Source organism: Shimia sp. R9_3 (assembly GCF_017743755.1).
GTDB lineage: Bacteria > Pseudomonadota > Alphaproteobacteria > Rhodobacterales > Rhodobacteraceae > Shimia.
The window spans coordinates 158,773-171,800 of sequence record NZ_JAGHRP010000006.1 but is presented as its reverse complement, the minus strand read 5'-3'; the positions used below and the strand labels follow the sequence as shown (position 1 = coordinate 171,800).

15 protein-coding genes are annotated in these 13,028 nt (G+C 60.0%); 4 read left to right on the top strand and 11 right to left on the bottom strand.

Annotated features, from left to right (window positions below):
• Positions 1–3 precede the first annotated feature (3 nt).
• Both J7412_RS16125 and J7412_RS16120 read right to left on the bottom strand, forming a co-directional pair.
• Entirely contained in the window at positions 4–1,242 is a 1,239-nt protein-coding gene (locus J7412_RS16125; protein ID WP_247743966.1) for a biopolymer transporter ExbB, read from the bottom strand.
• A 104-nt stretch (positions 1,243–1,346) separates the two neighbouring features.
• Positions 1,347–1,871, bottom strand: coding sequence for a gamma-glutamylcyclotransferase (locus J7412_RS16120; protein WP_209064312.1), 525 nt, complete (start codon positions 1,869–1,871; stop codon positions 1,347–1,349).
• A 72-nt stretch (positions 1,872–1,943) separates the two neighbouring features.
• On the opposite strand from J7412_RS16120, the gene J7412_RS16115 reads away from it, so the two are divergent.
• The gene (locus J7412_RS16115; protein ID WP_209079558.1) at positions 1,944–2,939 is read left to right on the top strand and encodes a DUF2125 domain-containing protein; all 996 of its coding nucleotides are present in this window, start codon (positions 1,944–1,946) and stop codon (positions 2,937–2,939) included.
• A gap of 9 nt (positions 2,940–2,948) precedes the next feature.
• Here the strand turns inward: J7412_RS16115 and J7412_RS16110 are convergent, their stop codons facing one another.
• The 6 genes from J7412_RS16110 to J7412_RS16085 form a co-directional block, all read right to left on the bottom strand.
• Entirely contained in the window at positions 2,949–3,800 is an 852-nt protein-coding gene (locus tag J7412_RS16110) for an extensin family protein (RefSeq protein WP_209079557.1), read from the bottom strand.
• Positions 3,797–4,732 (bottom strand): prephenate/arogenate dehydrogenase family protein, encoded by a 936-nt coding sequence (locus J7412_RS16105; protein WP_209064306.1) that lies wholly within the window; start codon positions 4,730–4,732, stop codon positions 3,797–3,799. Before J7412_RS16105 ends, J7412_RS16110 begins: the two co-directional genes overlap by 4 nt.
• A complete protein-coding gene (hisC, locus tag J7412_RS16100) occupies positions 4,729–5,814 on the bottom strand; it encodes a histidinol-phosphate transaminase (protein ID WP_209079556.1) in 1,086 nt (361 codons plus the stop codon). Before hisC ends, J7412_RS16105 begins: the two co-directional genes overlap by 4 nt.
• 269 nt (positions 5,815–6,083) lie before the next feature.
• Positions 6,084–6,440: a hypothetical protein gene (locus J7412_RS16095; protein ID WP_209064302.1), complete on the bottom strand. Its 357-nt coding sequence runs from the start codon at positions 6,438–6,440 to the stop codon at positions 6,084–6,086.
• Positions 6,441–6,708: 268 nt separating this feature from the next.
• Positions 6,709–7,329, bottom strand: coding sequence for a 30S ribosomal protein S4 (rpsD, locus tag J7412_RS16090; protein WP_209064300.1), 621 nt, complete (start codon positions 7,327–7,329; stop codon positions 6,709–6,711).
• A gap of 167 nt (positions 7,330–7,496) precedes the next feature.
• Positions 7,497–8,330, bottom strand: a complete 834-nt coding sequence (locus J7412_RS16085; RefSeq protein ID WP_209079555.1) for a LysR family transcriptional regulator — start codon at positions 8,328–8,330, stop codon at positions 7,497–7,499.
• 92 nt (positions 8,331–8,422) lie between these two features.
• On the opposite strand from J7412_RS16085, the gene J7412_RS16080 reads away from it, so the two are divergent.
• Positions 8,423–9,418, top strand: coding sequence for a zinc-binding dehydrogenase (locus J7412_RS16080; RefSeq protein ID WP_209079554.1), 996 nt, complete (start codon positions 8,423–8,425; stop codon positions 9,416–9,418).
• Between the two features lie 157 nt (positions 9,419–9,575).
• On the opposite strand, the gene J7412_RS16075 is transcribed toward J7412_RS16080, so the two are convergent.
• Positions 9,576–10,127, bottom strand: coding sequence for a hypothetical protein (locus J7412_RS16075; RefSeq protein WP_209079553.1), 552 nt, complete (start codon positions 10,125–10,127; stop codon positions 9,576–9,578).
• Between the two features lie 203 nt (positions 10,128–10,330).
• On the opposite strand from J7412_RS16075, the gene J7412_RS16070 reads away from it, so the two are divergent.
• The gene (locus J7412_RS16070) at positions 10,331–10,957 is read left to right on the top strand and encodes a hypothetical protein (protein WP_209079552.1); all 627 of its coding nucleotides are present in this window, start codon (positions 10,331–10,333) and stop codon (positions 10,955–10,957) included.
• On the opposite strand, the gene J7412_RS16065 is transcribed toward J7412_RS16070, so the two are convergent.
• Positions 10,929–11,465 carry a winged helix-turn-helix transcriptional regulator gene (locus J7412_RS16065; protein ID WP_209079551.1) on the bottom strand — a complete coding sequence of 179 codons (537 nt, stop codon included), beginning with the start codon at positions 11,463–11,465 and terminating at the stop codon, positions 10,929–10,931. The genes J7412_RS16070 and J7412_RS16065 overlap by 29 nt on opposite strands.
• 51 nt (positions 11,466–11,516) lie before the next feature.
• Between J7412_RS16065 and J7412_RS16060 the strand changes: the two genes are divergently transcribed.
• Positions 11,517–11,894 carry a VOC family protein gene (locus J7412_RS16060; protein WP_209064279.1) on the top strand — a complete coding sequence of 126 codons (378 nt, stop codon included), beginning with the start codon at positions 11,517–11,519 and terminating at the stop codon, positions 11,892–11,894.
• A gap of 8 nt (positions 11,895–11,902) precedes the next feature.
• Here the strand turns inward: J7412_RS16060 and J7412_RS16055 are convergent, their stop codons facing one another.
• Positions 11,903–12,970, bottom strand: coding sequence for a Hint domain-containing protein (locus J7412_RS16055; protein ID WP_209079550.1), 1,068 nt, complete (start codon positions 12,968–12,970; stop codon positions 11,903–11,905).
• Between the last annotated feature and the right edge of the window lie 58 nt (positions 12,971–13,028).

The following is a 13,028-nucleotide window of genomic DNA, read 5'->3' as shown; positions in this document are numbered from 1 at the left end:
GGCTTAGCCCTCCTGCCCACCTTTTGAGATTGGCGAGCGCTTGAGCTGTACCTTGGTGTTGGGCGCGGCGTTTTCCGCTTCCTGCGCCTTGGCCAGCCGCCGCAGCACACGGGAAATCCCGCTCAGCTCTGTGCGCAGCTCCGCCATGCTTTCCTGACGTCCGGCGGAGATCTCTTCCAGAATGCGCAGCATCTGCACATCAATCGAGCGCAGCCGCATCCGGCTTTCCGCATCAATGCCACCGTCCCCGACAATCCCTTCGCCCATCTTGGCCAGCAGCGCCTCCTGCCCTTCCGCCAGCCGTAACAAAGCCTGGGTCACGGGCGTCTGCGTGTCCGCGCGGTCCGCCATCCGGTTCACCGCCTCGATCAGCTCGCCCATCTGGCCGCTGTTCTGCCCCCGCATCTGAGCGGTTTCGATCATGGTTTCGCGCAGTTGATCAAGCTGGCCCGACATATGCTCGAACGCCGCCCCCAGCACCTGAATATCGCCGCCCTCGCCATCGCTGGTGGCAAAACCCACCCGCGTGATCGAGCTCAGCCATTCTTCGAGTTCGCGATAAAACCGGTTCTGCCCATGGCCGGCAAACAGCTCCAGCAGGCCCACAATCAGCGAGCCCGCAAGCCCCAGCAATGAGGAGGCAAAGGCCACGCCCATGCCACCCAGCTGGCTTTCAAGCCCCGTCATCAGACGCGAGAACACCTCAACACCGCCTTCGCCACCACCCACATCAAGGCTGCGGATCGTGTCCACCACCGCAGGCACGGTGGTTGCAAGGCCGTAGAAGGTGCCCAAAAGCCCCAGGAAGATCAGCATGTTGACGAGGTAGCGCGTGATTTCTCGCCCCTCATCCACACGGGTGGCCACCGAATCCAGAATGGAGCGCGCCGAGGAAGAGGCGATCTGCCCATGCGCCCCGCGTTCCCTCAGCAGACTCGCCAGCGGTGCCAGCAATGTCGGCGGGTTGTGCGCGTCATAGCCATCGCGCAGACCGGCAAACCCCTCGATCCAGCGCACCGAGGAAATCAGCGACAGCACCTGACCAAAGGTCGCGGCCACACCGATCAAAAAGACAAAGATGATAAAGCCATTCAAATAGGGGTTTGCCTGAAACACAGGCAAGACACGCGGCAGGGCAAAATAGCCCAAAGCCCCGGTCATTCCCAAAACGCTCACCATCAGGAAAATCTGGCGCGTTGGCTTAGAGAAATGCGGCTCGACTTTGCGGTCCGGCTGATCCATGAGGACGGATCCTGACACTTGTTTATTCTGCGTTATTCAGCGCTCACCCTACTGGCATGTCCTTCATGTGCCAAGGTATTTCCAGCCCCCGCCCCGCGCTGGTCTCAGGCTGTGGTCATTCTGCTTACTTCGCGGGACAACCAGGCCAAATCCGCATCTTCAATGCCCAGCTCAAACAGGTGATTGGCGGTGTTGTGCAAATATTCGGTGTTCGGCCCGCGCCCCCCCACAGCCGTGGAAATGATCGCCGCCTGCTCCGCCAGCGGCAGGTGGCAATACTGGACGTGTTCGGGGTCGATCACATAGGTCACCGCCTCCACCACGCGCCCATCGGTCAGCGTCAACGGCAGGTTGCGCTCCAGATAGGCCGAGCTGATCAGCTCCCGCTCGCGCAGATACTCAAGCGTGCGCGCCTCATGGCCCTCTGCCACCTTCAGCGCCAGCCCCTGACAATGCGCGCCCACTTCGGCGTCCAATGCCAGCACCAAACCGGGGTGCTCGACCGTGCCGCGATGATGGATGGAGCGCATGCAGAAACTGCGGTGCCAGCCATCAAGCCGCGCCACCGCCTGTTCGGCGACCTCAAAACCCGGGTTCCACAAAAGGGACCCATATCCAAATACCCACATATGCTGCCTCTGGTCCTACTGGCTTTGCGCCGTTAAACACCAAACTGGATCGGGGAGAAAGGGCCAGCCATGATGAAACGTCTCACAGTTCTGATCGCTCTGGCGGCCATGGCATGGTCCGGTTTCTGGCTCGCCGGATACTGGGGCCTCTCCAAAGGCATCCCCGCATGGTTTGAAGCACGCCAGAATGATGGCTGGGTTGCCGAATATGACGACCTCTCCCTACGCGGCTTCCCCAGCCGTCTGGACAGCACGCTCACCAACGTGACCCTCGCAGATCCTGACACAAGCGTTGCCTGGGATGCGCCCTTCTTTCAGATTTTTGCGCTCACCTACCGTCCGCACCACGTGATTGCCGTCTGGCCAAACACCCAGACCATTTCGACACCAACCGAAAAGCTCACGGTGAACACCACAGACATGCGCGCCTCCCTGATTTTTGAGCCGGGTACCGATCTGACACTGGCGCGCAGCAATCTCGCAATCGACGGGCTTGCCATCAGCTCTTCACAAGGCTGGGAGCTTCTGGCCAACGCGGTGAACATTGCCATGCACCGGCAGGATGATAATCCCGCGCGCTACCGTCTGGCGTTTCAGGCCGACGAATTTGCCCCGACCCCCGTGCTCAACCTGCCAGCCGATCTCGACCTGCCGCGCAGCTTCTCCAGCTTTCAGGCCGACCTGACCGCCGAATTCAGCCGCCCGTGGGATCGCTCCGCCATTGAACAGGACCGGCCACAGCCCGTCGCGCTGGATCTCACTCTGGCCGAGGTCATCTGGGGCGATCTGGAGCTTAATGCCGCCGGCGCCGTGACCATCGACCGCTTTGGTGTGCCGACCGGAGAAATCACCATCCGTGCGGTCAACTGGCGCGACATTCTGCAGGTTGCCCGCCAGTCTGAACAGGTGCCCGCCTCTGTGGTGGACACGGTCGAGCAGGCGCTTGGTTTTATCGCCGGGCTTTCGGGCAACGCCGACACGCTCGACATTCCGCTGACTTTCAAACGCGGCGCAACCCATCTCGGCCCGCTGCCTATTGGCCCCGCGCCAAAAATCGTGCTGCGTTAAACGCGCCGCTTACCGGCAGTAAGGTCCGCCACGGTGGCGCGCCGTGTCAAAGTGGAAGTGATCGCGGTGGAAACGGTCCGAATTCGGCCCCAGCACCGTGCCAAACGGCCCACAGGCGCTTTTGTGCATTTTCTTGAGCATCCGGCCACGTTTGCCTTTGCCCCAGTCCCGCAGCACAGAGATTGTGTCGCCGTTTTCCAGAACCAGCGCTGAAATATCAATCGCCTTGCCCTTGCCGTGCTCGCTGATCTTGGCACCTTTTTTGTGGTTGCGTGTCCGGCAGGAATAGCCCGCTGCCACCTTCAGCGTGTCGATGCCACCACCATAGTTGCGCACGGCTCTCTTTGCGCCTTTGTTGACCCATTTTTTCAGGGCTTTGGCGGTGTCACAGGTCATAACTGCCGGTGTGCTCAGCGCAACGCCATCCACCTCATAAAGCTTGACCGCCCCGCGACGAATGCCACAGCCGGGCAGCTTCGCAGGCACCGGTGCAACCTCTTTGCCGATCAAATCGCGGTCCCGACAGATCTTGCCGATCCCGGCCGCCTTGCGCGCCTTCTTCTCTTCCCGAGTCACCCGCGCGGGTATGGGTTGCGCCACCGGCTCCAGTGCAGCCAATGAGCTTTGCACAGAGGCTGACACGGGCACGACATTGGCCACGGCACCGCCCGAGCCGGGTCGGATCACCGGGCGCAAAGACCGGTCCGGCGCAAAGCTTGGCAGCGCCACCGGAAACACCATCAACCGCGTCACAGGGCGCAAACTGCGCTCGGGCGCATTGGCCTGCGCAATGGGTGTGGCCGCTGTCAAAACTGCGCCCAAGCTCAGGACACCCAGCAGATATCCTGAAACGCGCCTCATGCGCTTGGCGCACCCCGGCCAAAGTTCGGCTCTGCCGTGTCCTGCCCGGCTTCAATAATGCCGCGCCGAATGGCGCGTGTACGGGTGAAGTAATCGTGCAGATGATCGCCGTCGCCGGTGCGGATCGCCCGTTGCAGCGCAAACAGCTCTTCGGTGAAGCGCCCCAGAATCTCCAGCGTCGCGTCTTTGTTGGTCAGGAAGACATCGCGCCACATGGTTGGATCAGAGGCCGCAATCCGCGTGAAGTCCCGGAAACCGGCGGCGGAGTATTTGATCACTTCGCTGTCTGTGACGCGGCGCAGATCATCGGCAACACCCACCATGGTGTAGGCAATCAGGTGCGGCGCGTGACTGGTGACAGCCAGCACCAGATCATGGTGATCTGCATCCATCTCATCCACATTGGCGCCCATGCCTTCCCACAACGCGCGCAGCTTGGCGACCGCCTCAGGCGCGCTGCCCTCCACCGGCACCAGCAGAGACCAGCGGTTGTCAAATAGCTCGGCAAAGCCGCTTTCTGGGCCGGAATGCTCGGTGCCGGCGAGCGGGTGCGCCGGAACAAAATGCACGCCCTCGGGCAAATGCGGGGCCACGGCGTCAATCACATGGCGCTTCACGGAGCCCACATCCGTCACGGTGGCGCCCTGTGCCAATGCCGGCGCAATCTCGGCGGCCACAGCCCCCATCGCGCCCACCGGCACACAGAGCACCACAAGGTCTGCGCCCTCTACCGCCTCTTTGGCGCTGTCACACACCCGGTCACACAGGCCGATCCGCCGCGCGGTCTCGCGGGTTTCCTCGGAACGGGCAAAGCCTGTGACCTCGCCCGCAAGTCCCGCGCGTTTGATCGCCCAGAACATCGACGAGGCGATCAGCCCCAGGCCAATCAGAGCCACACGGTTATAAACCGGCGCGGACACCACGTCGCTCATCGTGCACCGGCCTTGAACTGACCGATGGCATGGGCCACACGGCGGCAGCTTGGCTCATCCCCCACGGTGATCCGCAGGCAGTTGGGCAAGCCATAGCCCGCCACCTGCCGCACAATCAGCCCCTGGGAGGCGAGGTAAGCGTTGCAGCCTTCCGCCTCTTCCTGATCGGCAAACCGCGCCAGAATGAAGTTGGTGCAGGAGGTGTCAGACGGCACGCCGATCTCCATCAGAGCCTCTGCCAGCCACGCCCGCAGGCGCGTGTTCTCCGCCCGGCATTTGGCCACCCATTCCTGATCACGCACGGCAGCTTCCGCCAGCTTCATCTGGATGTTTGACAGGTTGAACGGCTGACGCACACGGTTGAGCACATCAATGATCTCTTTGGAGGCATAGCCCCAGCCCACACGCAATCCGCCCAGACCGTAAATCTTGGAGAAGGTGCGGGTCATCACCACGTTGCTGCGCGCTTCCACAAGCCCGGCCGCACCGTCAAACCCCTGTACATATTCGGTGTAGGCACCGTCATGCACCAGAATACAGCCCTTGGGCAGACCATCGGCCAGACGTGCCATATCATTGCCGCCAATCATCGTGCCGGTCGGGTTGGCCGGATTGGCGATAAAGACGATCTTGGTGCGCTTGGTGCAGGCCGCCAGAATAGCATCCACATCCACAACCCGCTCACGTTCTGCCACCGGCACAGGCTTTGCGCCCACCATCTTGGCAAGGATCGGATACATGGAGAAGCCGTGCTCCGGATACACCACCTCGTCCCCAACACCGGCATAGGCCTGCGCGATGAACTGCAGCACCTCGTCGCTGCCCACACCACAGATGATGCGGTTCACATCCAGCCCGTGCACCTCGGCAATGGCCTGGCGCAGCTCCGCATGATCGGTCGAAGGATAGCGATGCAGGTTGAACCCGGTCTTGGCATGAAACTCGGTGACCGCGTCACTGCATCCCAATGGGTTCTCATTGGAGGACAGTTTCACAACGTCTTTCACGCCCTCAACTGTGGCCTTCCCGCCAACATACAACTCGATGTCCAACACACCCGGCTGCGGCTGAATTTCTGACATGCGTTTCACTCCTTCGCTGGCTTGCTGTTTAGCCCCGCCCTGCCCGCTTGGAAAGGCATCACAACCGCAAGGGGCGCTTTTGCCTCAACGGAACGCCCGCCTGTTGCCCAGCCACCCCACGTGCCTTGCCAGAACATGCATAAGAACCCGAGACCAAATACCCACAAAAGAAAAGCGGCACCCAAAGATGCCGCCTCATCACACGCGCCCTCAAACGTAGCGCCTGCCTATTCTGTCAGTGTCAGTTGCCGCGCGCGGCCAACCCGCAATCAGGTGTAATAATCCACCACCGATTTGCTGGTATCAATCCCCGCCGCATCCAGCTTGTCTTTCAGGATGGTGGCAAAGTTGCCGTTCTGCGCGTTCTGATAGCTCGACACCGCCGAACGGATCGCACTCATCACGGCACCGTCAACGGCCCGGTTGCGCTGTGTCTCATGCGCCGGCCGTTGTGTTTGCGCCGCCTGCTGCACAGGTTGAACCACTTCTGTCTTAGGACTTTCCACCGGCACCTGCGGTGCCTGCCCACTGTATTTGGCCAGTGCCGCGTGCAGCATTGCATTCTGCGTCGCGCTCAATCCATGCCAACCTGTGGTCTCGCCCAATATTCCGACCGCTTCGACCATGCCTTTACTCCTTTGCACCAATGTCGATCCGGCGCAGCCCCCGATGCTGCCTCGTTAATACTGTTGATACGCTTGCACTTTTTTAAGATTCTGGCAACCGAACCGCTAAAATTGTAAATAGAAATCAGGGCGTTAAGCAGGTTTATCGCTGGACAAATCACCGATTTTACGACCCATCGCCCACGCGCAACCCAAGCCTGCACTGCGAACATAGAAAAACCCGCCACAAGGGCGGGTTCTCCAGAATTTCCAAATGTCGCGGCGAAGATTAGTTCTTCGCGTAGAATTCCACGACCAGGTTTGGTTCCATGATGACCGGGTAAGGCACGTCGGACAGGCCAGGCGCGCGCACAAAAGTTGCGGTCATTTTGGAGTGATCTGCTTCGATGTAGTCAGGCACATCACGCTCTGCCAGCTGAACAGCTTCCAGCAGCACTGCGAGTTGCTTGGACTTCTCGCGCACTTCGATCACGTCGCCTTCTTTCACGCGGTAAGACGCGATGTTCACGCGCTTGCCGTTCACCAGCACGTGGCCGTGGTTCACGAACTGACGTGCAGCAAAGACGGTTGGAACGAATTTCGCGCGGTATACAACGGCGTCCAGACGGCGCTCCAGCAGACCGATCAGGTTTTCACCGGTGTCGCCTTTTACACGTTCCGCTTCTGCGTAGATGCGACGGAACTGCTTCTCGGTCAGGTCGCCGTAGTAGCCTTTCAGCTTCTGCTTTGCGCGCAGCTGGGTGCCGAAGTCGGACAGTTTGCCTTTGCGGCGCTGACCGTGCTGGCCCGGGCCATAGTCACGACGGTTGACTGGGGATTTAGGACGACCCCAGATGTTTTCGCCCATCCGGCGGTCAATTTTGTACTTGGCAGCAGTTCTTTTTGTCATCTGCTGATCTCCTTCGTTCAGGTTTTCGAAGGGCGTTGTCCTCTCGCCGGATTTTGCCGACGTGACAGGGTTCCTCTTGCGAGGGCCACCAACACCAATGAATGCGCGCTTATACGGGGGATTCTTGGGGAGTCAAGCGGGGAGTGCCCTATCAGTGGCAGCGCCGCTTAAGCTGCCATAAAGTCGATAAGCCTGCGCATGCGATCTGGCAAGAGCCGACGGCTGGGATAGACCGCATACATGTCACGTGACACCGGCGGCACATCCGAAACCTCCAACGGAACCAAACCGTCCCTCACCAGATCTTCAGGCAGCAGCGCCACGCCAAAGTCCATCCGCGCCGCGTCAGCCACCAGATTGAGATCATCGAGCACATGCGTAACGTTGGAAGGCTGCAACCGCTCCCCATTGCTCAAAATCCACGCCTGCTGCGTGCACACCGCTGGCAGGCCCAGCAGCACCTCGCGTGACACCACACCCGACACTCCATGCCCCTCGCAAAATCCAGCGGCCGCGCAGAACCGATAAGGCACAGACCAGAGCCGCCGGGCAATCAGATTGGAATCCTCCAACGGCCCCAGCCGAAAGGCGAGATCAATATTGTCGCGGAAGAAATCGAGATTGGCATTTGCCGCTATCAGGTCAAACCGGACCGTGGGATTATCTGCGGCAAAGGCCAGGAGCCGCGGCCCTATGGAGACTCGCGCCGCCAAAGGCGATGCCGTCACGCGAATGGTCTGCTGTGCCGGTAGCTCCAGAATTCCAGCCACATTCTGAAGTGCCTCAACCGCGCCTTGGCTCTGATCAAACAGCCGGCGCCCCTCCTCCGTGAGCCGCACTTGTCTTGTGGTCCGCTCAAAAAGCCGCACCCCCAGCTGGGTCTCCAGCCCTGCGATCCGGCGGCTCACCCGACTGAGGGGTATGCCAAGACTTTCTGCCGCCTCAGAAAAACTGAGATGGCGCGCGACAGCGACAAATAAGGCAAGGTCGTTGTAGATCATTATCTCATTTTTGAGATTATAACTCTTATTTTCAACCATTATCTTCTCAGATGCGGTCACCTAACTGCTCCTCCAGACACAGGAGAAAACACATGCCTTATGCTATTGAGATCCCCCACACCGGAGCCGCTGACGTTCTCACAAAGGTGGCCCGCGCGCCTCAGTCCCCAAAACCAAGCGAAGTGCTGATCCGCAACCACGCCGCCGCTGTGAATTTCATCGACACCATTATCCGGCGCGGTGAGATGCCTGAGGGTATGATGCCCGACCTACCCCATGTCCCGGGCGTGGAAAGCGCGGGTGTGGTAGAAGCCGTTGGCGCGGATGTCACCCAATTCGCTGTGGGCGACCGCGTTGCCTGGATGGGCCCGATTGGCGCGGGCGGCTATGGCACCCACTCTATTGTGTCAGCGCCCTACGTCACCAAAATTGCAGACAGCATCCCGTTCGCCAAGGCCGCTGCGCTGCCGGTGAACGCCATGACCGCATATCACATGCTGGTCAACTTGGGCGGTGCGGCGGCAGGAAAATCGGTTCTCGTACATGCGGCCGCAGGTGGTGTTGGCACCATGATCCAGCACATCGCCAAGCACCTCGGCATGACAGTCATCGCTTCGGTCAGCACGGACAAGATGGACTATGCCCGCGCTCAGGGGGCCGACCATGTGATCGACTACCGCACGGAAAACGTCTCTGAACGGGTCAAAGAAATCACCAACGGTCGCGGTGTCGACCTCAGCCTGAACCCGATCTCTGGCGCCACACTGGCCACGGATTTGGACGCCCTCGCCCCCTTGGGCACTGTGGTTCTGTTTGGCTTCCTCGCAGGCCTGCCCACAGGGACATTTGCCGAAGATCTCTCCAAACACTTCCAAAAGTCCGTCGCCGTGCGTGTCAGCGACATCTATACCTATTTCCTCAACGCGCCCGAAGCATTCCAGGCCGACCTAACCCGCGTCTTTGCGCTTCTGGAGAATGACATCCTGCGCCCGCAAATCTCCACTTTGCCAATCTCCGAAGCATCAGAGGCGCACCGACAATTGGAAAGGGGCGCCACCACTGGGAAACTGGTGCTCACAATCGACTGACATCAAGCCGCCCCGCCGAAATGGCGGGGCCAATTCAGCAAGAGCCCAATGGAAATACATGTTAGGCTTCGAAACCAAGCGTAGTTTGCAATCCCGTCACGGCGCACTTCGCCAAAACCAATCAGTCCACTCAGCACCTTTACCGGCTGGTCACCCGCTATTTTGGATCAAAACTGCGTCCAGCAAGCCTAAATTTCTGCTTTCCACGGTTGCCATCAACAGTGCCGTCTCCTCTCCATCCCCAAGCATCAAGCGCAATGCGCCCGCCAAACAAAAACGCCCCGCTCTCGTCATATTCCTTGAAGGCGAGGCCATTTTTCGTGGCTTCGGTCACACGTGTACGCTTCTTGCGCCTCCCGTCGGAGTGAACTTCTTTATAGGTGCATTGTCCCAACGTGCGCGTGCAATCATGCGGCCGATATTTGATCTCGAACCCATCCGCGCGCACCCATTTCCGGTAGTTTCCGTCTTTGTCCAGATAAGTGACAAAGACAGGCTCTCCTGCGGGTTGCGCGCCACGATAACTCTTAAGGACAAAATCCTTACCCTTGCGACCAGCATAAACATGGTGGATCAGTCCACCCTTCGACTGCTCGACTGAAACATAGTCCCCCGGCGTCGCTTTCTCAGATTTCCAGCGGATGTCTTGAGCACTCGCGGATGTTGCCATCAGGGAAAACGCGACCAAAAGAAGCTTTGATTTGAACAAGGATCTAACTCTTCGACTTAGGGAAAACACCCTCAGATTGCATTGAGACACTCACAAACTCAACCAAAACATCACGCTCCGAAAACTCGCACACTTAAGGATGATGAGGAACAAACTGAGCCCCCAAAATCGCCGCAATTGCTCCCTATTCCCGCCGCAGTACACCTCCAGAACAAGACCGCATAGGTTGAATGGTACACGTTATGAAGCGTCTTATTGCTGCAGCCCTCATTGGCTACGTCACCTTCCTGATGGCGCTTGCGGTATTTCGTCCTGCCAACCCAAGCTACGCGGAGCTTGCGCAGGAATTTTGCCCGGTTGAGTGGGCCGCGCTGGAGGCCTTTGTTCCGCCGCTCTATCTCCAACACTATCACGATCAGGAAGCCGCACGCGAACGAGGCACGTCGCTTGCGGTCAACGCCGTGCTGCACCGCCCCTTCGTTCTTGCGCTGGCCAATGCTGATTTCGTGTCCCATTTCGTGAGCTTTGACAGGGCCGAGAACCACAGCCCCTACACCATCGCGCACACGCAGGCGCGTCTCAACTTTGTGAAATGCCTCAACCTCTCAGAAGAGGGCCGCGCCGTGACGCATCAGATGTACGAGGAGGTTTATCCGGAGGAAGAACACGGCCGCCATGATGGCATCCAGCACATCTTTGACATGACCGACAATCTGTTCTGCATGGGTTTTGATCAGGCCTTTGAGGCGTTCAAAAAACTCGACCCCGACAGCCCCTACTATTACCACGCCCACTTCAACGTCACGACGCAAAAGATGAAGATCTGCCCCGCGCCCGAAGTCACGCCGCCATCGCCACAATCCGGCTGATCTCACCACCGGCGTTCACCGCCTGATAGACCGGAAACGGCACCCGCTGCGAGAGATCAATCTCCCGCGTCACCCAGTTCTGTGCCTCCAGCCGCTGCAACGACGCGGAAAGCGCCCGATCTGTGATCGTACCCAGCCCGGCCCGCAGCCCTGAAAACCGCTGAGGCTGCTGCGCCAAGGCCAGCACCGGCACCGTCCAGCTCTTGCGCAGCACCCCCAGTTGCCCACCATCAGGCACCGCCTGCAACACACGATGCGCCAGCGCCGCCGCCGCCGCGCCTTCCTGCGTGAGCCGAAATTCAGGCCGGATCGGATGCCCATGCCCCGGATTGCGCTCCACCAGCCCCAGCCCCATCAGATGCTGCAGACTTGCGGCAAATGCCGTGCGCCCCGCTCCGGTGGCGGCCAGCAAAGCCGCCTGTCGCCCCGGCACCCCCGCATGCATATGCGCCAGAATGTCCAACGCCCAGGCCCGGGAGGTCAGCTTGACAAGAGAATGAATGTCCATAAAGTATAGTTACTTTATTTTTTATTTCACACAAGACATAAGGACCCGCCCATGGCTCTCGCCCCCGTCGACAACCGCATCACCCTTGCCCTTTCGGTCAAAGATCGTCACGCCAGCGCCGCGTGGTATCAGGAAAAGCTTGGATTTGAGCTGCGCTATCACATTGATGAGGCAGGCTGGAGTGAAATGGCCACCAACACCGAAGGAGTCACACTGGGGTTTGGCGAGCAGGCAGAGCCCAATCCCGGCAACTGTGTGCCGGTCTTTGGCGTTGCAGACATCGACGCGGCCCGCAGTGCTCTGGAAGGGGCCAATGTGCGGTTTGACGGACCCACGCAGGAAGTCCCGGGCATGGTCAAACTCGCCACATTCTATGATCCGGACGAAAACGCCCTGATGCTCGCACAAGATCTCAGCCAGACCGGCTGAGACAGAGGTCAGGCGGCGTCATGCAGCAGAATGGCCGCCTCGCTGGTGGTCAGATTGCGTCGCGCATAGGCGCCATAGCTGTGCGGATCATCCGCCACATCCGGCAGATGCGCGGCCAGACGCGCGCGGTCTTGCGGCGCAAGGCTGTCCATCTCCGCACTGGCAGGGTGAAAGCTCTCGGTTTCCACGCCATTGGCCCAGATCACCTCATGGCTTGGCAACAGCAGATGCACATAGGCGACTTCCTTCAGCGCGCTGTCCACCGCAACCGTGCGTCCGTTCACCAGATCGCGCGCGGTCACCAAAACCTCAGGCACATTGAAAAGCGCCCGTGCCGCCGCGCCGCGCACCAGCATCCGGTGCTCCGGGCTGACAATCAGCTCCTGATCGGGCCGCTCAATGCCCAGCGCACCAGGCCGAATACGGATCGGGCGCAGCTTGGGCATCGCAAAAAGGCGCGCGCCGGTCATGCGGCGGCTGCCAATCCACTGAACTTCCTGCGCGCCATTGTCCCGGGTCTGCACCCGGTCGCCTTCGCGCAGCTCCTCAATCAGGCGCGGGCCTTCCGGCGTGGCAATGCGCGTGCCCGGCGTGAAACAGATCACACCGCTGCTGGCCTCCGCTTTGGGGCGCTGCAGCGCGCTCATCGCGTGATGCACCACCCAGAGCTGCCGGTTCTTCGGCGGCAGCTCATCCAAAAACATCAACAGCGGGACACTGCCCGCAACCTCGATCACCGTCGCCGTATAGCTGTCGGTGCCGTCGGTCACCACGAACCCGCCCTCCATGAGCGGATCCTCAACCTCGATTTCATCCAAAGATGTCACATGGGTCTGCGTATTCACCGCAGCCCCAACCAGCCGACGCACCATATGCGCCGCCCGCTTGCGGATGTTTGCCCCTTCTTCGCCTCGGTCCAGACGCAATAGCCCCGTGGGGCCGTCCACACGGACGGCTTCCTGTGACCAGGACCACACCACGCCCGTGTCCAGCGCTTGTAGCGGTGCGGCCTTCTGACCGTCTATTTCTGTCTGTGACCAGGAGATGACAAACGTGCCACGAAAGCCCGTCTTCATTGCCCGATAACCTGCCATGTCTTTTTTTATTAACGGCAGGTTAACAAAATCGGACAGA